The organism is Streptomyces sp. 150FB (genome assembly GCF_000818195.1).
Taxonomy (GTDB): domain Bacteria; phylum Actinomycetota; class Actinomycetes; order Streptomycetales; family Streptomycetaceae; genus Streptomyces.
The window spans coordinates 7,431,925-7,453,327 of record NZ_JTHL01000001.1 but is presented as its reverse complement, the minus strand read 5'-3'; the positions used below and the strand labels follow the sequence as shown (position 1 = coordinate 7,453,327).

The 21,403-nt window shown below is 70.9% G+C and carries 23 protein-coding genes; 7 read left to right on the top strand and 16 right to left on the bottom strand.

Annotation, left to right across the window (positions count from 1 at the left end; translation table 11 throughout):
• The 3 genes from QR77_RS31935 to QR77_RS31925 all read left to right on the top strand — a co-directional run.
• Positions 1-529 (top strand): cytochrome P450 (locus tag QR77_RS31935; protein WP_040025519.1); only part of this gene is annotated, 529 nt, incomplete at its 5' end.
• A gap of 129 nt (positions 530-658) precedes the next feature.
• Positions 659-1,870 (top strand): FAD-dependent oxidoreductase, encoded by a 1,212-nt coding sequence (locus tag QR77_RS31930; protein ID WP_052489197.1) that lies wholly within the window; start codon positions 659-661, stop codon positions 1,868-1,870.
• A gap of 269 nt (positions 1,871-2,139) precedes the next feature.
• Positions 2,140-2,595: an ATP-binding protein gene (locus QR77_RS31925; RefSeq protein ID WP_107069013.1), complete on the top strand. Its 456-nt coding sequence runs from the start codon at positions 2,140-2,142 to the stop codon at positions 2,593-2,595.
• A 46-nt stretch (positions 2,596-2,641) separates the two neighbouring features.
• Here QR77_RS31925 and argF read toward each other — a convergent pair whose 3' ends face one another.
• From argF to QR77_RS31900, 5 genes are all read right to left on the bottom strand, one after another.
• Positions 2,642-3,658 (bottom strand): ornithine carbamoyltransferase, encoded by a 1,017-nt coding sequence (gene argF / locus QR77_RS31920; RefSeq protein ID WP_040025518.1) that lies wholly within the window; start codon positions 3,656-3,658, stop codon positions 2,642-2,644.
• Positions 3,659-3,784: 126 nt separating this feature from the next.
• Positions 3,785-5,017: an arginine deiminase gene (locus QR77_RS31915; RefSeq protein ID WP_040025513.1), complete on the bottom strand. Its 1,233-nt coding sequence runs from the start codon at positions 5,015-5,017 to the stop codon at positions 3,785-3,787.
• A 67-nt stretch (positions 5,018-5,084) separates the two neighbouring features.
• Entirely contained in the window at positions 5,085-7,568 is a 2,484-nt protein-coding gene (locus QR77_RS31910; protein ID WP_236711188.1) for a polynucleotide kinase-phosphatase, read from the bottom strand.
• 113 nt (positions 7,569-7,681) lie between these two features.
• Entirely contained in the window at positions 7,682-9,304 is a 1,623-nt protein-coding gene (locus QR77_RS31905; protein ID WP_040025510.1) for a 3' terminal RNA ribose 2'-O-methyltransferase Hen1, read from the bottom strand.
• A gap of 82 nt (positions 9,305-9,386) precedes the next feature.
• Positions 9,387-10,295 (bottom strand): MBL fold metallo-hydrolase, encoded by a 909-nt coding sequence (locus QR77_RS31900; RefSeq protein WP_236710891.1) that lies wholly within the window; start codon positions 10,293-10,295, stop codon positions 9,387-9,389.
• 82 nt (positions 10,296-10,377) lie between these two features.
• On the opposite strand from QR77_RS31900, the gene QR77_RS31895 reads away from it, so the two are divergent.
• Positions 10,378-11,229 carry a LysR family transcriptional regulator gene (locus QR77_RS31895; protein ID WP_040025508.1) on the top strand — a complete coding sequence of 284 codons (852 nt, stop codon included), beginning with the start codon at positions 10,378-10,380 and terminating at the stop codon, positions 11,227-11,229.
• A 104-nt stretch (positions 11,230-11,333) separates the two neighbouring features.
• Positions 11,334-12,002: a signal peptidase I gene (gene lepB, locus QR77_RS31890; RefSeq protein ID WP_052489194.1), complete on the top strand. Its 669-nt coding sequence runs from the start codon at positions 11,334-11,336 to the stop codon at positions 12,000-12,002.
• A 10-nt stretch (positions 12,003-12,012) separates the two neighbouring features.
• Here the strand turns inward: lepB and QR77_RS31885 are convergent, their stop codons facing one another.
• From QR77_RS31885 to QR77_RS31875, 3 genes are read right to left on the bottom strand one after another with little or no spacing between them, the layout of a single operon-like run.
• Positions 12,013-12,441 carry an arsenate reductase ArsC gene (locus QR77_RS31885; RefSeq protein WP_040025506.1) on the bottom strand — a complete coding sequence of 143 codons (429 nt, stop codon included), beginning with the start codon at positions 12,439-12,441 and terminating at the stop codon, positions 12,013-12,015.
• Positions 12,434-13,531: an ACR3 family arsenite efflux transporter gene (gene arsB / locus QR77_RS31880; protein WP_040025504.1), complete on the bottom strand. Its 1,098-nt coding sequence runs from the start codon at positions 13,529-13,531 to the stop codon at positions 12,434-12,436. Before arsB ends, QR77_RS31885 begins: the two co-directional genes overlap by 8 nt.
• Complete coding sequence (locus tag QR77_RS31875) at positions 13,528-13,935, bottom strand: metalloregulator ArsR/SmtB family transcription factor (RefSeq protein WP_040025503.1); 408 nt, start codon at positions 13,933-13,935, stop codon at positions 13,528-13,530. The genes arsB and QR77_RS31875 overlap by 4 nt, the downstream gene beginning before the upstream one ends.
• Before the next feature lie 78 nt (positions 13,936-14,013).
• Here QR77_RS31875 and QR77_RS31870 point away from each other — a divergent pair, with 78 nt between their 5' ends.
• Positions 14,014-14,433, top strand: coding sequence for an ArsI/CadI family heavy metal resistance metalloenzyme (locus QR77_RS31870; protein ID WP_040025501.1), 420 nt, complete (start codon positions 14,014-14,016; stop codon positions 14,431-14,433).
• Between the two features lie 13 nt (positions 14,434-14,446).
• Here the strand turns inward: QR77_RS31870 and mmuM are convergent, their stop codons facing one another.
• The 7 genes from mmuM to QR77_RS31835 all read right to left on the bottom strand — a co-directional run bounded on the left by mmuM (position 14,447) and on the right by QR77_RS31835 (position 19,981).
• Positions 14,447-15,349 (bottom strand): homocysteine S-methyltransferase, encoded by a 903-nt coding sequence (gene mmuM / locus QR77_RS31865; protein ID WP_040025500.1) that lies wholly within the window; start codon positions 15,347-15,349, stop codon positions 14,447-14,449.
• 76 nt (positions 15,350-15,425) lie between these two features.
• Positions 15,426-16,349, bottom strand: a complete 924-nt coding sequence (locus QR77_RS31860) for an LLM class F420-dependent oxidoreductase (protein ID WP_040025498.1) — start codon at positions 16,347-16,349, stop codon at positions 15,426-15,428.
• Between the two features lie 83 nt (positions 16,350-16,432).
• Complete coding sequence (locus QR77_RS31855; protein ID WP_052489193.1) at positions 16,433-16,933, bottom strand: DUF6099 family protein; 501 nt, start codon at positions 16,931-16,933, stop codon at positions 16,433-16,435.
• Between the two features lie 166 nt (positions 16,934-17,099).
• Positions 17,100-17,408: a nucleotide pyrophosphohydrolase gene (locus tag QR77_RS31850; RefSeq protein ID WP_107069140.1), complete on the bottom strand. Its 309-nt coding sequence runs from the start codon at positions 17,406-17,408 to the stop codon at positions 17,100-17,102.
• 83 nt (positions 17,409-17,491) lie between these two features.
• Positions 17,492-18,625, bottom strand: coding sequence for an ATP-binding protein (locus QR77_RS31845; RefSeq protein WP_040025496.1), 1,134 nt, complete (start codon positions 18,623-18,625; stop codon positions 17,492-17,494).
• Between the two features lie 55 nt (positions 18,626-18,680).
• Entirely contained in the window at positions 18,681-19,076 is a 396-nt protein-coding gene (locus QR77_RS31840; RefSeq protein WP_040025494.1) for a cell division protein SepF, read from the bottom strand.
• A gap of 134 nt (positions 19,077-19,210) precedes the next feature.
• The gene (locus QR77_RS31835) at positions 19,211-19,981 is read right to left on the bottom strand and encodes a methyltransferase domain-containing protein (protein WP_236710890.1); all 771 of its coding nucleotides are present in this window, start codon (positions 19,979-19,981) and stop codon (positions 19,211-19,213) included.
• 24 nt (positions 19,982-20,005) lie between these two features.
• Here QR77_RS31835 and QR77_RS49365 point away from each other — a divergent pair, with 24 nt between their 5' ends.
• The gene (locus tag QR77_RS49365) at positions 20,006-20,176 is read left to right on the top strand and encodes a hypothetical protein (protein ID WP_236710889.1); all 171 of its coding nucleotides are present in this window, start codon (positions 20,006-20,008) and stop codon (positions 20,174-20,176) included.
• Positions 20,177-20,183: 7 nt separating this feature from the next.
• Here the strand turns inward: QR77_RS49365 and QR77_RS31830 are convergent, their stop codons facing one another.
• A complete protein-coding gene (locus QR77_RS31830) occupies positions 20,184-21,320 on the bottom strand; it encodes an SGNH/GDSL hydrolase family protein (protein WP_236711184.1) in 1,137 nt (378 codons plus the stop codon).
• Positions 21,321-21,403: the final 83 nt, after the last annotated feature.

The window sequence follows — 21,403 nt, the reverse complement described above, 5'->3', positions numbered from 1 at the left end:
CGTGCAGAACGCGATCCTGCTGCTGATCGCAGGCCACGAGACCACGGCCAACATGACGGCGCTCGGCACCCTGGCGCTGCTGCGCAACCCCGAGCAGCTCGCGGTCGTACGCGACACGGACGATCCGGGCCGAGTCGCCCTCGCCGTCGAGGAGTTGCTGCGCTACCTCACCATCGTCCACACCGGCCGCCGGCGGGTGGCGACCGAGGACGTCGAGGTGGCGGGACACCTCGTACGCGCCGGCGAGGGGGTCATCCTCGTGACGGACTCGGCGAACCGCGACCCCGAGGCCTTCCCCGACGCCGACCGCCTCGACATCGACCGTCCGGGAGTGCGCAGGCACATGGCCTTCGGCCACGGCACCCACCAGTGCCTCGGACAGAACCTGGCCCGCACCGAACTCCAGCTCGCCTACCCGGCGTTGCTGCGCCGCTTCCCGAACCTGGCGACCGCCGTCCCCGACGAGGAGCTCCGCTTCAAGGACGACATGCTCGTCTACGGTCTCCACGCGCTGCCCGTCACCTGGTGAGACGATGGCGGTGAGCGCTCCTTCGCGCGCCGCCCGCCCGAACAGCCCCCCCACGGGAGGAGCACGGGGGCGCCGGACCGTGCCGACGCCCCCGTCGCCCCGCCCGTACCCACCCATGAACAGGACGTCATGACCCACCCGGAACAGCCGGCCCACCCGGACCGCATCGTTGTCGTCGGCGCCTCGGCGGCCGGACTCGCGACAGCCGAAGCACTGCGCCGGGGTGGTTTCGCCGGGTCGCTCACGCTGGTCGGCGAAGAGGTGCACCCGCCCTACGACCGGCCCCCGCTCTCCAAGCAACTGCTCGCCGGGGCCTGGGAGTCGGACCGGCTGCACCTGCGCAGCCCGGAACAGATCACCGGGCTCGGCCTCGATCTGCGCCTGGGCGTCAGGGCGGTGGCCCTGGACACCGGCCGCCGTGAGCTGAGCCTCTCCGACGGCTCCGCCCTCGGCTACGACGCGCTCGTCATCGCGACCGGCGTGCGCGCCCGCCAACTGCCCGGCACCGAAACCGTGCCGGGGGTCCACGCGCTGCGCACGATGGAGGACGCGCTCGCGCTGCGTACCGCCGTACGGCCCGGCGCGCGGCTCGCCGTGGTCGGCGCCGGCTTCATCGGCGCGGAGGCCGCCGCCGTGGCGAGCGCGACGGGCTGCGAGGTGACGCTGATCAGCGACATCCCCCAACCGCTGTCCGACGTCCTCGGCCCCGACCTCGGTGCCATGCTCACCCGTACGCACGCGGACCACGGCGTGCGGGTCGAGACGGGCGTGATGGTGCGGGGCGTCACCACACACGACGGACGCGCCGACGGTGTCGAGCTGTCCGACGGCAGGACCCTGGCCGCCGATGTCGTCCTCGTGGGCATCGGGACCCTGCCCAACACCGAGTGGCTGCGGGAGAGCGGACTCGCGCTCGGCAACGGCGTCGAGTGCGACGCGTATCTCAGGGCCGGTGACGGCGTCTGGGCGGCGGGAGACGTGGCGTCCTGGCCGGACCCGGTCACCGGGCTGCGCCGCCGTATCGAACACCGTACGAACGCCGCCGAGCAGGGACTCACCGTCGCGCGCAACATCCTCGCCGGGGAGGCTGCCACACCGTTCACCACTGTGCCCTACGTCTGGTCCGACCAGTACGACCTGAAGATCCAGATGTACGGGTCGACGCGCGGCGCCGAGCACATCCGCGTCGTCGAGGGCAGCGTCGCCGACCGCGCGCTCGTCGCGCTGTACGGCACCGAGGACGTCGTGCAAGGCGCGGTCGCCGTCAATATGGCCCGCGCCGCCCGCACCTACCGGAGCCATGTGGCGGCAGGCTCGTCCTGGCCGCTCGCGACGGCCTGAGGCCGCGGGCCCGAGCCCGGCGGCCCGCGTTTGCGGCCCGATTTCAGGGCCGGGCCCCGCGCCCGAGACCGGGCGCGGGGCCTGGCGCGGGGCGTGGCGCGGAGTCGCCTACTCTCCGTGACATCCGCCGGAATGCCCGGCGGCCTCGCCGAAAGTCCTGTCCGACATGTGGCACAGGTCCCACTTCCGACGGCCCACCGCCCCTTGCCTCAGCGTTCACCCTCCGTAGGGTTGGTATCAACAGTTCATGTCCCGATCGGATACCAGCCGTGCCCGAACCCACCTCTCCCCCTTGTTGGCGGATCGCGCTGCCGCACAGTCCAGCGGCCGTGCCGATCGCGCGCGCCCTGATCCGCACGACGTTCGCGGAGCTGGCGGAGACCGCGGACAGCGACACCGCGGAGCTGCTGACGGCGGAGCTGGTGGCCAATGCCGTGGAGCACACGCACGGGAACGAGCCGATCGAGCTCGTGGTGGAGCTGCTGGCCGGGGGGTGCCAGGTCGAGGTGCACGACCGCGATCCCGCCCCGCCGGGCGATCTCTCCCGGCCGGGGCCGCCGCCCGACCCGATGCAGGAGCACGGCCGGGGCCTGCTGCTGATCCGTACGCTCAGCTCGGGCTACGGCCACCGGCCCACGGACCGGGGCAAGGCGGTGTGGTTCACGCTTCCCCCGCACGACGAGGAGCACCCGGACGGCGGCATGCCGGCCGCTGACTACGCGTGACCGTTCGCACTCACCCGTAAGGCCCATCGCGAGCGGCCCGTCGCGACTACTCCGTGTCGTCGTCCGGGGACAGCGTGGCGACCAGAACCGCCTTGATGGTGTGCAGCCTGTTCTCCGCCTCGTCGAAGACGACCGAGTGGTCCGACTCGAAGACCTCGTCGGTGACCTCCAGCTCCGTCAGCCCGTACCGCTCGTGGATCTCGCGGCCCACCGCGGTCCCGAGGTCGTGGAAGGCCGGCAGGCAGTGCAGGAACTTCACCCCGGGGTTGCCGGTGGCGCGCAGCACGTCCATGGTCACGGCGTACGGCCGGAGGTTCCCGATGCGCTCGGCCCAGACCTCCTGCGGCTCCCCCATCGACACCCAGACATCGGTGACCACGAAGTCCGAGGAGGCGACGCCCTCCTCGATGTTCTCGGTGAGGGTGAGTTTCGCCCCGCTCTCCTCCGCCGCCTCGCGGGCCAGCGTGAGGACCTCGCCGGACGGCCAGTAGGCGCGCGGCGCGACGATCCGTACGTCCATGCCGAGCAGGGCGCCGGTGACGAGGTAGGAGTTGCCCATGTTGAAGCGGGCGTCACCCAGATAGGCGAAGCTGATCTCTTCGAGCGGCTTGTCGGTGTGCTCAGTCATGGTGAGCACGTCGGCGAGCATCTGGGTGGGGTGCCAGTCGTCGGTGAGGCCGTTGAATACGGGCACGCCGGCGTACGCGGCGAGTTCCTCGGCGGTCTCCTGGGCCTGGCCGCGGAACTCGATGCCGTCGTACATCCGGCCGAGGACCCGCGCGGTGTCCTTCGCCGACTCCTTCTTGCCGATGTGTGAGCCCGCCGGGTCGATGTAGGTCGTGGACGCGCCCTGATCGGCCGCCGCCACCTCGAACGCGCACCGTGTCCGCGTCGACGCCTTCTCGAAGATCAGCGCGATGTTCTTGCCGCGCAGCCGCTGGACCTCGGTGCCCGCCTTTTTCGCGGCCTTCAGCCGGCCTGCCAGCTCGACCAGGGCGCGGAGCTCGGCGGCCGTGAAATCCAGTTCCTTGAGGAAGTGACGGCCTGCGAGGTGTATGGCCATGGTGACGGCTCCCTGGGGCGCGGGTACGAGGGCGGAACATAGCGGGAAACTGGAACTATATACGAAGATCCGCATTGCTATACAGGCCCGCTCGTACGTCATGCGGGCCGGCCGTCCGCGCGGAGGTCAGACGGCGTCGCGCTCGACCGGGCAGCTCATGCAGCGCGGCCCGCCGCGGCCCCGCCCCAGCTCGCTGCCCCGGATCTCGATCACCTCGATCCCCTGCTTGCGCAGGTACGTGTTGGTGGTCGCGTTGCGCTCGTAGGCGACCACGACCCCGGGCTCGACCGCGAGCACGTTGCACCCGTCGTCCCACTGCTCACGCGCCGCCGAGTGCGAGTCCTGCGTGGCCGTCAGGACGCGGATCCCGGCGAGGCCGAGCGCGGCGGCGATGGCCCTGTGCATGTGTTCGGGCGGATGGTCGGTGACGTTCAGCTCGCGGGCGCGGGTCCCCGGTTCGATCGTGTACGAGCGGAGCATGCCGAGCCCCTCGTACTGGATGAAGGTGTCGTGGTCGACCATCGTCATCACCGTGTCGAGGTGCATGAACGCCCGTCGCTTGGGCATGTCGAGCGCCACGATCGTCCGTGCCGACCCGGCCTCGAAAAGCCCTCGCGCCAGCATCTCGACGGCCTGCGGGGTGGTCCGCTCACTCATCCCGATCAGTACCGCGCCCTCCCCGATGACCAGCACATCACCGCCCTCGATGGTGGAGGGATAGTCGTCCTGCCCCTCCGACCAGTGGTGGAACGGCCCGGCGCCCACCCCGGTGAAGAGCGGATGGTGCTTGTAGATCGCCTCGAAATGCACGGTCTCGCGCTGCCTGGCCGGCCAGCGCATCGCGTTGATCGACACCCCGTCGTAGATCCAGGCGGAGGTGTCACGGGTGAAGAGGTGGTTGGGCAGCGGGTCGAGCAGGAAGTCGTCCAGCTCCATCACATGGAACCGGACGGACGTCGGCTCGGGATACACCTCCAGGAACTCCCGCTTGGTCATGCCGCCCACCAGCGCCTCGACGAGATCGGCCGTCGACAGCGCGTCGAAGGCGGCCCTGAGATGGTCCGTGGCGAGCGGACCGTACTCCTTCTCGTCGAAGACCCGGTCGAGCACGAGCTTCCGTGCGACCGGAATGTCGAGCGACTCGCGCAGCAGGTCACCGAAGAGATGAACCAGCACACCCCGCTCGCGCAGCACATCGGCGAATCCGTCGTGCTCCTCGCTGGCACGGCGCACCCACAGCACGTCGTCGAAGAGCAACGCGTCCTTGTTGCCGGGGGTGAGCCGCTTCAGCTCCAGATCAGGCCGGTGCAGTATGACCCGGCGCAGCCGCCCGGTCTCGGAGTCGACATGGAATCCCATGTCCCCATCCTCACCGCACGGCGCGCCGTTCACGCGGCGAATGAATCACCAGCTCGTGACCGGAAGATCACAGCCGGGGGTCGACCGGCTCCGATTCGAGCGCCAGGACGGCGAAGACCGCCTCGTGGATCCGCCACAGCGGCTCGCCGTCCGCCAGCCGGTCGAGGGCTTCGAGACCGAGCGCGTACTCCCGCAGGGCGAGCGAGCGCTTGTGGCCGAGGAACCGGCCGCGCAGCCGCTGGAGGTTCTCCGGACGCGTGTACTCGGGGCCGTAGATGATCCGCAGGTACTCGCGGCCACGGACCTTGATGCCGGGCTGCACGAGCCGGTCCTTCCCGTCCCGCGCGAGCGCCTGGAGCGGCTTGACGACCATGCCCTCGCCGCCGCGCCCGGTCATCTCCAGCCACCAGTCGATGCCCGCGCGTACGGACTCCTCGTCGCCCGTGTCCACGACAAGGCGGCGGGTGACCTGGAGCAGGCGAGTCGCGTCGTGCTCGACCAGCCGGTCGAGCCAGCCGAGCTGCTGGTCGTGCGGCACGCCGGCGAGGCTCCGCCCCTGGACGGCGAGGAGCTGGAACGGCGCGAGGCGCGCGCCGTCGAGGCCCTCCGTGGTCCAGCAGTAACGCCGGTACGCCTCGGTGAACGCCTGCGCGTCAGCCGCGCGCTCACGCTGGAGCGCCAGCAGGGGCCCCACATCGCCGACACCCCGGGCAGCGGCGGTCTGAAGGGCCTTCGTCACCGCGGGGAAGACGGCCCCGGCGGCTGCGCCCACCGCCGCGTACTGGCTGCGCAGCAGGCCCGATGCCTTGAGCGACCACGGCATCAGCTCGGCGTCGAGCAGTACCCAGTCTGTCTCCAGCTCCTCCCACAGCCCGGCTGCCGCGACCGCCGTACGCAGCCGCTCCAGGACGTCTTCGGTGACCGCCGGGTCGTCGAAGAACGGCCTGCCCGTACGGGTGTGCAGCGCGCCGGTCGGTCCCTCGACGCCGAAGCGCGCCAGCGCCGCCGCCGCGTCCCGGCAGACGAGAGCGACCGCGCGGGAACCCATGTGCTTCTCCTCGCACACGACACGGGTGACGCCGTCGGTGGCGTACTGGGCGAAGGCCTCGGCCGGGTGCTCCAGAAAGCCGTCGGCGTTCGAGGTCGCCGTCGGAGCCATGGTGGGCGGCAGGTAGGTGAGCAGCCGCGGGTCGATCGCGAAACGGCTCATCACCTCCAGGGCGGCGGCCGCGTTCTCCTCGCGTACCGCGAGACGCGCCATGTGGCGGGTCTCCACGATGCGCCGACCCTGGACGTCGGCGAGGTCGAGCGGGCGGCCCTCCCTGCCGCCGGGCGCCTCGACGGCCAGCGGTTTGGCCGGCTCGTACCAGACACGCTCGGCCGGTACGTCGACCAGCTCGCGCTCCGGCCAGCGCAGCGCCGTCATCTTGCCGCCGAAGACCGCGCCGGTGTCGAGGCAGATGGTGTTGTTGATCCAGGACGTGTTCGGCACCGGGGTGTGGCCGTACACCACGGCGGCGCGGCCCCGGTAGTCCTCGGCCCACGGGTAGCGCACGGGCAGGCCGAACTCGTCGGTCTCCCCGGTCGTGTCCCCGTACAGCGCGTGCGAGCGGACCCGGCCGGAGGTGCGGCCGTGGTACTTCTCGGGCAGCCCGGCGTGGCAGACGACGAGCTTGCCGCCGTCCAGGACGTAATGGCTGACGAGGCCGTCGATGAACTGCCCGACCTGCTCGCGGAAGGTGTCGTCCTCCTTCTCCAACTGCTCGATGGTCTCGGCGAGTCCGTGGGTGTGCTGGACCTTGCGCCCCTTGAGCCAGCGCCCGAGCTTGTTCTCGTGGTTTCCGGGGACGCACAGGGCGGTGCCGCCGGCGACCATACCCATGACGCGGCGCAGCACACCCGGGCTGTCGGGGCCCCGGTCGACGAGGTCGCCGACGAAGACGGCCGTACGGCCCTCGGGGTGGACGCCGTCCTCGTAACCGAGCCTGCCGAGCAGGGTGTCCAGCTCGGAGCGACAGCCGTGGATGTCACCGATGATGTCGAAGGGGCCGGTGAGGTGTCTGAGGTCGTTGTAGCGGCGTTCGAGGACGATGTCGGCGTTCTCGACCTCCCGTTCGTCCCGCAGGATGTGCACCTTGCGGAAACCCTCGCGCTCCAGACCGCGCAGCGACCTGCGCAACTCGCCGCGGTGGCGCCGGATGACATGGCGGGGCATCCCGGCGCGGTCGGGCCGGGACGCGTTGCGCGCGGCGCACACCTCTTCCGGCAGGTCGAGGACGATCGCCACGGGCAGTACGTCGTACTCCCGCGCGAGCCGTACGAGCTGGGCGCGTCCCTCCTTCTGCACGTTGGTGGCGTCGACGACGGTGAGGCGTCCGGCGGCGAGTCGCTTGCCCGCGATGTAGTGCAGGACGTCGAACGCGTCGCGGCTGGCGCTCTGGTCGTTCTCGTCGTCGGCGACGAGGCCGCGGCAGAAGTCGGAGGAGACGACCTCGGTGGCCTTGAACCGGGTCGCGGCGAAGGTGGACTTGCCGGAGCCGGTGGCGCCCATCAGCACCACGAGGGAGAGGTCGGGGACCTTGAGGGCGCGCCGGGGGGTGGGTGTCGGGGTGCTCTGCCGAGTGTTGTGGGTGGGCTCGGTGTGCTCGGTGTTCTCCGGAGTGGTCATGCGGCCTTCGCCTCCTTCGCGGTGTGGGTGCCGGTGTTGGTGCCGCTGTTGGTACCGGTCGTCCCGGTGCCGGTCGTGCCGGGGTCCTGGACGCTGAACACGGCCATCTGCGTGGGCGGCCCCACTTCGGGGTCGTCCGGGCCCACGGGGACGTACGCCACGGCGTAGCCGTACCGCGCCGCCACCGCGTCCGCCCATGCGCGGAACTCGGCGCGCGACCACTCGAAGCGGTGGTCACCGTGGCGGACGTGCCCGGCGGGCAGCGTCTCCCAGCGCACGTTGTACTCGACGTTGGGTGTGGTCACGACGACGGTCCCCGGCCGGGCCGAGCCGAACACCGCGTACTCCAGCGCGGGCAGCCGGGGCAGGTCCAGGTGCTCGACGACCTCGCTCAGCACCGCCGCCTCGTATCCCTTGAGGCGCTTGTCGGTGTAGGTGAGCGAGCCCTGCGTGAGGGTGACCCGGGCGGCCTGCCGCTCGCTCATCCGGTCGAGCCCGAGCCGACGCGAGGCGATGGCCAGCGCGCGTACGGACACGTCGACGGCCGTGATGCGGGTGAAGCGCGCGTCCTTCAGCAGCGCCTGGACCAACTGGCCCTGGCCACAACCCAGATCGAGCACCGTGCTCGCACCGGCTTCGCGGAGTGCGCCGAGGATCGCCTCGCGCCGCAGGCTCGCGAGCGACGGCTCCTTGCGCGGGCTCTCCCCGGAGTCGGTGACCGTGTCGGTCACGCCTCCGGCGTCGGCTCCGGCGTCGGCTCCGGCTTCGGCGTCGGTGGTCCCGTCGCCCTCGGTGTCCTCTCCCGGTATCTCCTCCACCGCGTTGTCGATGGCCTCGACCTCGACGTCGTCGGCCTCGGCGAGCCGTACCAGTTCCAGGCGCTCCATGGCCTGCCGGGTCAGCCCCCAACGGCGGGCCAGATAGCGGCTGGTGATCAGCTTCTGCTCGGGGTGCTCGGCGAGCCAGCCCTCTCCGGCGCGCAGCAGCTTGTCCACCTCGTCGGGCGCGACCCAGTAGTGCTTGGCGTCGTCGAGGACCGGCAGGAGTACGTAGAGGTGACGCAGCGCGTCGGCGAGCCGCAACTCGCCCTCAAGGACGAGCTGTACGTAACGCGACGCGCCCCACTCCGGGAACTGCTCGTCGAGCGCGACGGGAAGCGCCTCCACGGACCAGCCCAGCGGCTCGAAGAGCGCGCGGACCAACTCGGCGCCACCGCGCGCGGGCAGCGCGGGAATCTCGATCCGCAGCGGGAGCGGGCTCGCCGCCCGCTCCGGCATCGACCTGCACACGCCGCGCAGCGCGCTGGAGAAGACCGCGCTGAGCGCGACGGCGAGCAGCGAAGAGGCCGCGTAGGGGCGGTCGTTGACGTACTGCGCCAGCGCCGCGTCGGGGGCACCGCCCCGACCCTTGCCGCGCCCGCGCCGGAGCAGGGACGCCGGATCGACCTCCAGCAGCAGCGCAGCGGTGCAGCGCTCGGCGGACGCCTCGGGGTAGAGGACGTGGGCCGTGCCGTGGGAGGTGGAGAACGCCTGCGCCTTCTCGGGATGCTTGTGCAGCAGGAAACCCAGGTCGGTCGCGGGGCGTTCAGGGGTGCCGGTGGTGGTTATCGTCAGGAACACCTGACCGAGTATTGCCCGCCCGGCGTGCCCGTACGAATGGTTTAGGCGCCGGACAGGGCCCGCCTCTTGCCGGGGCGAAGAGTCAGGCGGCTTGCTCGGCGCAGAGGCATCCGACGCCCCGCTCGATCCACTCCTGGCCGGCCCACTCGGGATGCCGTTCGACCAGCGCCGCCCGGACCTCGGCGACGATCTCGCCCTCGCCCATCGCGGAGTCACGCCGCCGCCAGGTCTCGTCGCGCAGTTCGCGCAGGTAGTCGCGGACGCCGTCGAGCACCCCCGGGCCTCCGAGGTCGCCATGACCGGGAACCACCACCCGGGGTCCGGTGGCGGCCAATCGGTCCAGCACCGCCAGCCAGCGCAGTCCTGAGACGTCCGTGTCGTACGGCGGGAACCACGGGAAGATCGCGAACTGCCCGGTCTCGGCCAGGTCCCCGGTGAACAGCACACCCGCGTCCGGCACTTCGATCACCTGGTCGCCCTTCGTGTGGCCTCGGCCGGTGGGCCGCAGCCGTACGGTGCGACCGCCGAGGTCCAGGTCGTACCCGTCGTCGTAGACCACATCGGGGACGGGCAGCCGGACGCCTTCGAGGCGGCGGGCGATCTCCCCGCCGAAGCCCCTGAACATCTCCAGATAGCCCGGGCCCTTCGTGGTCAGGTCGTCCGCCTGCGCGCGGTTGACCAGGTACGTGGCCTGGCCGGCGAACGCCCGGGCGCCGAAGGCGTGCTCGGGGTGGAAGTGCGTCGTGGTCAGGTACAGCCGACGGCCCTTCGCCACCTCGGACGCGAAAGCGAGAACCTGCTCGGCGTTGGCGTCGCCGATGCCCGTCTCGACGACAAGTACCGCCCGCGTACCGCCGATGACGCCGATGTTGGGCACCAGGCCGATCCGGTGGTTCGGGATCACCAGCAGGTCGGGGGCGATCTCCTGGGCGCCGGAAACGCGTACGGCGGGGTCGGGCATCGGTCCGTCGGGCATCAGTTCGTCACTCATGCTCCGATTCCACCGGCCGGGCACCGCGGCCGTCCAAGACCCTTTAGGTGGCCGCGATACCGTACGGGTATCGTCCCCGGTCATGGAGTTACGCACGCTGCGCTATTTCGTGGCCGTCGCCGAGGAACTCCACTTCGGCCGGGCCGCCGCCCGCCTGCACATGAGCCAGCCGCCGCTGAGCCGGGCCGTCAAGCAGTTGGAGGCCGACGTCGGCGCCGCGCTGCTGCACCGCTCGTCCGCCGGCGTCACGCTCACCCCGGCCGGCACGGTGCTGCTGGACGAGGCGCGTACCCTGCTCGACCAGGCCGATCGGGTACGCGTACGCGTGGCAGCGGCGGCCGGTGCCGCGACCGTCACCGTAGGCATCCTGGGTGACAGCACCGACCGGGGCGCGACGCGGCTGGCCGCCGCGTACCGCCGACGGCACCCGGGCGTCGAGGTCCGTGTCCGCGAGACCGACCTGACCGATCCGACCTGCGGGCTGCGCGCCGGACTCGTCGATGTCGCCCTGACCCGCGGGCCGTTCGACGGGACCGGCCTGACGGTGCACGAGCTGCGCGCCGACCCGGTGGGCGCGGTGCTGCGCGCCGACGATCCGCTGGCCCGCCGCGACAACCTGAAGCTGGCCGAACTGGCCGGCCGGCGCTGGTTCCAGTTCCCGGACGGCACCGACCCGCTCTGGCAGGCGTACTGGAACGGCGGCGAGCCCCGCGAGGGTCCGGTGGTGCGGGCCGTCCAGGAGTGCCTCCAGGCCGTGCTCTGGAACGGCACTGTCGGCATGACCCCGCTCGGACACACCCCACCCGGAGAACTGGCCGTGGTACCGCTGACCGACATGGCGCCGAGCCGCGTGGTGGCCGCCTGGAACGAGGGGGACACGAACCCGCTGATCCGCTCGTTCGTCCAGATCGCGACGGCCGCCTACCGCGACTGACCGAGTCCCGGCGGTACCTCATGCGGCTTTCGCGTTCTTGCCCCGGGATCGCCTAGCCTCTGCTGGCCCGCCCGGCCGTCGGGCGGTTCAGGGGAGGGGTGTTCATGCGGCAGAGGAGAGCGGGCAGCAGGCTGAGAGTCGCGGCCTGGGTGCTGGTGCCGCTCGGGCTGGTCCTGGCGCTGGGAGGCATCGGGTACGCACGCGCGAACTACGAGGGAGCCACCGTCACGAGCGAGGCGATGGAGCCCACGTACCACCCGGGCGACCGGCTGGTCATCGAGCGAATCGACGCGGGTGAGATTCGCAGGGGCGATGTCGTTCTCGTCGACGCACCCGGCCGCTACCACGGCAAACCGGTCCTGCAGCGGGTCATCGGGGTGGGCGGCGACCACGTGGTGGGCGGCGACGGGGATCGGGTCACGGTGAACGGGAAGCCGGTCGAGGAACCGTATGTGATGCGCGGCGAAGTGAACGCGGGGAGCGGACCCTACGACGTGAAGGTGCCCGACGGGCGGCTGTTCCTGCTGGGCGACCATCGGGCGGACTCGAACGACTCGCGTTTCTTCCTCGGCGAGCAGTCGGGCAGCGTCGCGGCCTCCGGGGTGCACGGGTACGTGCAGCGGGATTTCACCGTGCCGGCGGTGCTGGTGGCGCTCGGGATCCTCGGGATCGTGCTGGCCCTGGCCGGGATCGGCCTGGGGATCGGGGGGTACGCAGCCGGGCGCCGTGCCCGGCGGCCACTCGCGGCTGTGCCGCCGTGGCCCGTGGCCTGAGGCCGTCCTCCTACCGGGGCGGGATCCGGGGCGGGATGTCGATTTCGGTCAGCAGGCCCCGGACGCGTCGCTCGATCTCGTCGCGGATCGGCCGGACCACTTCCACGTCTTGTCCGGCGGGGTCGGGGAGGTCCCAGTCGAGGTACCGCTTGCCCGGGAAGACCGGGCAGGTGTCGCCGCAGCCCATGGTGATGACGACGTCGGAGGACTGAACGGCCTCCACGGTGAGCACCTTCGGGACCTCGTCGGAGATGTCGATGCCCTTCTCCTTCATGGCCTCCGCCACCACAGGGTTCACGGCGAGGGCGGGAGTGGAGCCCCCGGAGCGGACCTGGACACGGCCATCCGCGAGGTGGGTGAGGAAGGCGGCAGCCATCTGGGAGCGCCCCGCGTTGTGGACGCAGACGAACAGCACGGAGGGCGTGGCGTTGTCAGGCATGGGCGGGGTCTTCCTGAGGCGTGGTGGCGAGAGCATCGGTGAAGTAGCGGCGGGCGTAGAGCGCGACGTGGACCAGGCCGATGAGTGCGGGTACCTCGATGAGGGGTCCGACGACGCCGGCGAGGGCCTGGCCGGAGGAGGCGCCGAAGGTGGCGATCGCTACCGCGATCGCGAGCTCGAAGTTGTTGCCGGCAGCGGTGAAGGCCAGCGTGGTGGCGCGCGGGTGGTCCAGGCCGACCGCGCGGCCCAGGGTCATGGACCCGGCCCACATGAGCGCGAAGTAGACCAGCAGCGGCAGGGCGATACGCACGACGTCCAGAGGCTGTGAGGTGATGGCGCGGCCCTGGAGTGCGAAGAGGATGACGACGGTGAACAGCAGCCCGTACAGGGCGAAGGGGCCGAGGCGCGGGATGAGCGTGGACTCGTACCAGGTCCGTCCCTTGGCCTTCTCGCCGAAGCGGCGGGTGAGGTAGCCGGCCACGAGCGGGATGCCGAGGAAGATCAGCACGCTGCGGGCGATTGTCCACACGGACGCGTCCAGACCGGTCTGTCGCAGGCCGAGCCAGCCAGGCAGAACGGAGAGGTAGAACCAGCCGAGCAGTGCGAACGCGAACACCTGGAACACCGAGTTCAGCGCGACCAGGACGGCTGCGGCTTCGCGGTGGCCGCAGGCCAGGTCGTTCCAGATGATGACCATGGCGATGCAGCGGGCCAGGCCGACGATGATCAGTCCGGTGCGGAAGGCGGCCAGGTCCGGCAGGAACAGCCATGCCAGGGCGAACATGAGGGCCGGGCCGACGATCCAGTTGAGCAGCAGAGAGGGCAGCAGCAGGCGCCGGTCCCTCGTCACGGTGCCGAGCCGGTCGTAACGGACCTTCGCCAGCACCGGGTACATCATCACCAGCAGGCCGAGCGCGATCGGCAGGGACACTCCGGTCACGGTGACCTTGGCCAACGCGTCCCCCAGACCAGGCACGGCGCGACCGAGCCCGAGGCCCACCGCCATCGCCGCCAGGATCCACGCGGCGAGGTACCGGTCGAGGAACGACAGCCGTCCCGCGACGTTCCCTTCGGAGGCGGTCGTGCTCACGAGACGGCCCCGGCCGTCGCCGCCCGGTCCGGGAGCGGCTCTCCTGCGGGGCGGGTGAGGATGCCGGCGAGCCGGTCGGTCATCTCGGGGATGAGCCGGTAGTAGACCCAGGTGCCGCGCCGTTCACTGTCGATGAGGCCGGCCTGCCTCAGCAGCTTGAGGTGATGGGAGATCGTGGGCTGCGACAGGTCGAAGGCCGGGGTCAGGTCGCACACGCAGACCTCGCCGCCCGCCCGCGAGGCGATCATCGACAGCAGCCGCAGGCGCACCGAATCACCCAGCGCCTTGAAGACTTTCGCCAGTTCAAGGGCCTGGCCCTCGTCCAGTGGAGCGGTCAGCAGCCCCGGACAGCACGCGGCGGTCCCGTCGTCCTGCCCCAGCACCACCAGCTCTTGTTTCGACATTCCTCTATATTGACATCCTTCGATTCAAGACACAACCTTGCATTGAAGGACGCCAATACAACCGATGGGAGTCGTGCCATGTCCCGCGCTCAACTCGCCCTGCGCGTCAGCGACCTCGAAGCGTCGATCACCTTCTACTCGAAGCTCTTCGGCACCGAACCGGCCAAACGGCGCGCGGGCTACGCCAACTTCGCCATCAGCGAGCCCCCGCTCAAGCTCGTCCTCATCGAGGGCGAGCCCGGACAGGACACCCGCCTCGATCACCTGGGCGTGGAGGTCGAGTCGACCGACCAGGTCGACGCGGCTGCAAGCCGCCTCAAGGACGCCGGTCTGGCCACCTTCGAGGAGAACGACACCTCCTGCTGCTACGCCCTCCAGGACAAGGTCTGGGTCCACGGCCCCGGCCAGGAACCCTGGGAGGTCTACGTCGTCAAGGCCGACGCCGGCACCCTCGGCAAGAGTGCCGACACCGCCCCGGAGGCGTGTTGCGCGAGGTGAGCCGCTCCCGCGGCTAGACCGCGTTCAGCTCGCCGAGCGCCGCGATCTCCGCCGGGCCCACCTGGCAGCAGCCTCCGACCAGGCGTGCGCCCGCGGCCCGCCAGGTGCGGACCCTCGACGGGTCGAACGTGTTGCTCCCGGTGAAGCCGCGCGCCCGCTCGTCCCACCGCTCGCCGCTGTTGGGGTAGACGACGACCGGCTTGCCGGTCACGGCGGCGGCCAACTCGACGGCGCGGTCCGCGTCACCCGGTTCGCAGCAGTTGACCCCCACCGCGATCACCTGGTCGTTGTGGGCCGCCAGGGCGAAGGCGTCGGCGAGCGGCTGTCCGGCGCGGGTGTGGTCCCCCTCCATGGTGTACGAGAGCCAGACCGGCACCCCGCAGTGGGCGGCCGCGTCCAGCATCGCCCGTGCCTCGTCCGTGTCCGGCACGGTCTCCAGCGCCAGCACATCGGGACCGGCGGCCGCGAGCGCCTCGATCCGGGGCCGGTGGAAGCGCTCCAGCTCGCCCACGGACAGTCCGTACCGCCCCCGGTACTCGCTGCCGTCGGCGAGCATCGCGCCGTACGGACCGACCGACGCCGCCACCCACACCTCCCGCGCCACCGTCTCCCCCGCGCGCCGGGCCAGTCCGACACTGCGGGCCAGCAGACCGGCCACCTCGTCGCGCGGCACACCCCGGCGCGCGAAGCCCTCGTAGGTCGCCTGGTAGCTGGAGGTGATCAGTACCTGCGCACCCGCCCGTACGTACGCCGCGTGTGCCGCCTCGATCTGCTCCGGACCGTCGACGAGGAGCCGCGCCGACCAGAGCTCGTCGGACAGGTCGAGACCCTGCGCCCTGAGCTGGTTCGAGAGGCCTCCGTCGAGAACGAGGGTCCGCTCGGCGAGGGCCGCCGCGAGTGTGGAGACGGGCTTCACCGGTGTTCTCCTGTCGGGGGGGTGTGCTGTCCGCCGTCGCCCGGATTCAGGGGCTCGGAAGGTGGGAGGGGAGAGGTCAGCTCAACTGGGACTGGACCTCGGAGGCGATCAGCTCCAGGTGGTCGAGGTCGTCCAGATCCATGACCTGGAGGTAGATCCGGGAGGAGCCGACGGCCGCGTAGCGTCCGATCTTCTCGACCACCTCGGCCGGCGAACCGGCGAGCGTGTTCGTCTTCAGCTCCTCCACCGTCCGCCCCAGGCGGTCGGCACGGCGGGCCACCTCGGCGTCGTCCCTGCCCACGCAGACGGCCAGCGCGTTGGAGTACACCAGGTCGTCCGCCGCGCGCCCGGCCTTCTCCGCGGCGGCCCGCACCCGGCCGAACTGGGCCTCGGTGTCCTCGACCGAGGCGAAGGGGATGTTGAACTCGTCGGCGTACTGCGCGGCGAGCCGGGGCGTACGGGTCGCGCCGTGGCCGCCGATGATCACGGGCAGCTTGGACTGGGCGGGCTTGGGCAGCGCGGGGGAGTCGGTGAGCTGGTAGTAGGTGCCGTCGTAGGAGAAGGTGTCACCGACCTTCGTGCTCCACAGGCCGGTCACGATGGCCAACTGCTCTTCCAGACGTGCGGACTTCTCCTTGGGGAAGGGGATGCCGTACGCGGAGTGCTCCTCCTCGAACCAGCCCGCTCCGAGGCCCAGCTCGATCCGGCCACCGGACATCTGGTCGACCTGCGCGACCTGGATGGCCAGCACGCCGGGCAGCCGGAACGTGCCGGCGGTCACCAGCGTGCCGAGCTTGATCCGCTTGGTCTCGCGGGCGAGACCGGCCAGAGTGATCCAGGCGTCCGTCGGTCCCGGAAGACCGTCGGCGGAGCCCATTTTCAGGTAGTGGTCCGAGCGGAAGAAGGCGTCGAAGCCCAGGTCCTCGGTGGCCTTGGCCACGGTCAGCAGTGTCTCGTAGCTCGCCCCTTGCTGGGGCTCGGTGAAGATTCGAAGATCCATGAGATCCATCCTGCACCTTCGAACGGCCGTCGCCGTCACCGCACCCGGCCCTCTCCCGCGCCGCACCGACCGCCTCTCCCCCGTCAGGACAGCAGGTCACCACCGCCTCTCCAGCGGCCCGCACCACCGGAGGCACCGTCCCGCTCCAGCTCCCTGAGCCCCCGCAGCATCCCCTGCACCCGGTCACTCGTCTCGTCGGCCGCGTCGATCGCCTCGATGCACTGCCAGTACATCCCCTCCTCGCCCGTGTCACACGCCACAGCGACCAGGGCGATCCCCACCTCGCCCAGCAGCTCACCCAGCCCGGTCAGGGCCGCCTTCACATCCGGCACCGCGGAGAGCCTGCCGGCCCTGATCCCGCCCGAGTGCAGCCCCGGATGATCCGCGGACCCGCATCCACGCCCGCCGGCCTCGCCCAACTCACGGGCCTCCGCCCGCAGATCAAGCGGTCCCCCCACCGCTAATCGCATACCGATCGCCTGGGCGAGCGCCTGTGCCTGCCAGGCCTCCACCATGACCTCCGGCGCGTCCGCGCTTCCGGCCAGGGCATGCAGGCTCACCGCGATGAGCCGCTCCGCATCCATGCATGATCCCTCTTTCCTTCCTGCCCGCTCACTCCACTACCTAGAGTGACCGAGCAGGAGCGGAAAGACCAGAGGAATGTTGAAATCTGTGGACAGAGAGCCTGTTGTGCATAACTTCGCCACTCCGAAGAGTAACGAGCACCAGAAATCAGGGTTCCAAAATGGATCATTTAGGCGGGAAACGGACCTCATTCCGATCGATCTTGGCGGACAGCGCCTCCAGCACATCGATGCCCAACCCGTCGCAGAACTGGAGCAGATACGCCAGTACGTCGGCGACCTCGTCCTTCACCCGGTGCGCCGACTCCGGTTCCGCCATCACCCGCGCCGACTCCTCCGGCGTCAACCACTGGAAGATCTCCAGCAGTTCGGACGCCTCGACGCTCAGCGCCGCCACCAGGTTCTTGGGGGTGTGGTACGGCTCCCAGGCCCGTGAGGCCGCGAACTCGACCAGCCTGCGCTGGAGTCCCGGCACGGTCAGTTCACCCCCGCCCGCCCGCTCGGTCGCGTGATTCTCTTCTGTCACGTCCGCCTGTTCCGTCACGTCAGTCTTTTCCGTCACGCGTCAAGGTCTACCACCGTCACACCGGGGGCCTCCCGCGCGTACGAGGCGTCGTCGACCGCCCCCACCAGCCGGATGTGCCCCTCGCCGCAGATCGCGGCCGCCAGCGACAGCAGCTCCCGGCTCTGCCGCCGGTCCAGACTCCGGTCGAAGCCGTCGGCGAGCACCGTGAGCGACTGCAACGCGGGCGGTACCTCCGCCGCCTGGTCCATCGCCAGCACACCCGGCCCGGTCAGCAGGACGAGCGCGAGCGCCAGATAGCGCAACTCGCCCTCGCCGAGCCGCTCGATGGGGGTGGCGGCCCGGCCACCCGCGCCGTCCCGGGCGAGCAGCGCCCGTACCGTACCGCCCGTCAGTTCCTCGACGGCCAGTTCGGTCACCGGGCCCGCGCAGCCGGCCCGCGCCGCCGCCGACAGCCTGGCATGGCGTCGCGCGCACTGGTGACGCGTGCGGTGCAGTACGGCGGCGAGGTTCTCGCAGCCACGCCGCAGCCGTCCCTCGTCCACCGCCACCGGCTGCCGCATCTCGCGCGGCTGCGGGTCGCAGGCGAAGACGGAGCGCAGGGCCACCACCGTCTGCTCGGCCGCCGCGAGTACGTGCAACTGGCCTGCCGTCTTGCCGGCGACGCGCAGCGGCAGCAGCGCCGTACCGAGCAGGTCGTCGGGCAGCGGGGCGCGCGTCACCGGCGAGGAGCCCGCCGTGTACCAGGCCGCCTGGACCGAGGAGCGCCCCGGATCGCGAAGTGCCGTGGTCAGCAGGGCCTGGCCGCCGCTGCTCATCCGCTCACCGACGATGCGCAGCTCAGGCTCGGCCTGGATGGCGAGGTCGAGCTGTACGGACCCCACCGGGCCCTCGACGGTGCAGCCGATCCGGAATCCCCGCCTCCCCTGCTCGTCGGCCAGGGCCCGTTCCGGTACGAAGGCGCTGGGGTCGGGGAACACCTCGGCGAGCGAGGCGCCGGCGCCGAGCCGGGCGAGCGACTCGTACGCCTGGATCGCTGTTGACTTCCCGCTCCCGCTCCCGCCGGCGAACAGCGTCAGCGGTCCCAGCGGGAAGGAGGCACCGCGGTGCGACTTGAACGCGGACAGCCGCAGTTCGGTGAGGGTGGGACGGGTAAGGGTGGCTTCCATGGCCGGACCGTATGCGGCACGGCGGGTGCCGAACCGTTCCGCCTGTCCAACCTTCCTACGATCGGGGGACGACGTCAGCCGCGATCCCCTCCACCTCCGTACCGATCGGCGCCAGCAGGAAGACGTTCCTGTCGACGCGGTGCATGCCGCTGCCGAGACCGAAGACGACACCGCTGCTGAAGTCCAGGATGCGCTTGGCCACATCCGTCTCGGCGCCGGTGAGATCCAGCAGGACCGGGATCTGGGCGATCAGATGGTCGGCGACCTCACGCGCGTCCGCGAACACCTGCACACGCAGGACGACGAAACGGCGGTGCTCGGACGCGTAGTCCCGGGAGATGGTCCGCTGGTCGACCCGGGACGGCCACTCGTTGCGGCCGCGCAGCGGGACGACCTGGGCAAGGCCTTCCCACTGCTCGTCGGTGACGTCGTACTTGTCGTACCTACTCACCGAACCACCCCAACCGTGCGTTGTGTCTGCATTCCGCCATCCTCCCGCCCCTCACCCGTTCGGCCCATCAGCGACACGGCCCAACCTCGGCCGCGTACGGAGGGCCGGCTCACGGAACACGTACCCCGACCGGCTCATGGAACCCGTACCCATGCCCCGTACTGGACCGAGCCCAGGACGTGACTCCCCTGCTCCACCACGGCCTTCTCCAGCGTGGCCGTGACCGTGCGGTCGAGGACGACGCCCGCCGGGGGCTCGATGCCCGCCTTCTCCAGGCCGGGCGCGATGGCCTCCAAGGCGCTGCCGAGCCAGGGGAACAGGGTGGATCCAGGCTTGCCTCCCGAGGCGACGACCACCTCGATCGTCGGCCAGGGCAGACCCGCGTCCAGGAAGACGCGGCCCAGCCCGCGCCCGAAGTCGGGCGGCACTCCGTTGGCGTGGAAGAGCTTGCGCAGCAAGGCGTACGAGTCGTCCCACACCCGGCACGGCGGCCAGCTCGTGTCCTCGTTGCTGAAGTCCATGTCGTGGAAGACGATGATGCCGCCGGGCCGTACGAAGCGGGCGAGGCGCCCCAGCGTGGCCGCCGGATCGGGCTGGTACTGGAGGACGAAGCGGCCGATCAGCGCGTCGAAACGCGTCTCGCTCGCGAAGTCGTCGACGGATCCGACCTGGAAGTCGACATAGTCACTGACGCCTTCGGACACGGCGCGGCCGCGCGCCGCCTCCGCGGTCGCCGCGTCGCGCTCGACTCCGAGCACCTGGCCGGCCGGTCCGACGATGCCGGCGGCGAGCAGGGTCACATCGCCGAGCCCCGAGCCCGCTTCCAGTACGGACATACCGTCCGTCAGTCCGGCCGCGCGCAGGAATCGTTCCGTCCAGGGGCGCATGAAGTGCGCCTGAATCATGAGACGCCGGTATTCGGCCTCGGAATGACCGAGCAGATAACTCGACTCGACTGCCACTGGTCCGGCCTCCTGCTCGTGCGCCCGCCTGGATCGACGAAAAACATCCTCGCACCCGGCACTGACAGCCACGGCGACCACAGCGGCCATGGCGCCGTGGCGCCCGCCGCCGTGGCCGCCGTGGCCGCGGTGCTGTGAGGTCCCGTCAGGCGCCGTCGCAGTCGAGCGCCGCCAGATCGACGGCGTCGGCCATCGCCTGCATGCCCTTGTCGTTCGGGTGCACGTGATCACCTCCGTCGAAGACGGGCAGCAGCCGCTCCTGGTCGTACGGGCTGCGGACGATCTTGTCGAAGTCGGTGACCGCGTCCAGTTCGCCGCTGTTCCTGATGTAGTCGTTGACGCCCTGCCGTACGGCTTCGCCCGCTTCGTCGAACTCGGACCAGCCCTTGTACGGCATCACGGTCGAGCCGACGACGCACTTGCCGGCGGCGTGCGCCTGTTCGATGATCTGCCGGTAGCCGGCGATCATGTCGTCGACCGTGACACCGGTATGCGCCTTGATGTCGTTGATGCCCTCGAAGAGGAACACCGTGCGCACCCCCGGCTGCGAGAGCACATCGCGCTGCAATCTGTGCAGCGCGCTCTGCCCGTTGCCGTCGGCGAGGACCTGATTTCCGGAGATCCCCTCGTTCGCCACCCCTTTCACCGTGGTCGAACGCGACGCCTGGAGACGGTGGGAGAGATAGTCCGGCCACCGGCGGTTCTCGTCGGTCGTCGACTGCCAGCCGTCGGTGATCGAGTCGCCGAAGGCGACCACGGCGCCGATGTTCCGGGGCGTCTCCACACTGACCGCGTCCAGCCAGTACCAGGAGCCCGTCGTATCGGTCCAGTTGGCCGCGCCCTCCTCGGCCGCGTGGTTCCCCGCAGCCGCGTACGACGTCTGCAACGCCATGCCGTGGCCCGTCGTCGGGCCCTGGGCTCCCGTCACGTACAGACTCACGACCAGGTCGCTCTGCGCGGCGAGCTTCCCGGGCAGCGGGTCGCTCAGTACGGTGTCGCCCGCCGCGACCGTGACGGACCGGGCGCCGCCGAAGGCGAGCCGCCTGTTGCTGCCGCGGACGACTTCGGCGCCCTGTTTCCGCAGCCCCGCGTAGGCGTCGGCGAAGGTCACCGGGTGCTCGCCGAAGGCGTTGGAGAGCCGTACGCGCATACCGCTGCCGCCCACGCTGGTACGCACGATCAGCCGGTAGCTGCGGTCGGCAGGCCCCTCACCCTGCCGGTCCGCGCTCGCCCCCCAGGTGACGACGGTGTGCGTCGCGCCGGGCCGGGACGGCTGCGCCACGGACTTGGCCTGCGCCGCCGACGTGGCGGTCAGCGGCAGGCACAGGGCCGCCAGCAGCGCGCAGACGCCACCGATGACGCGGC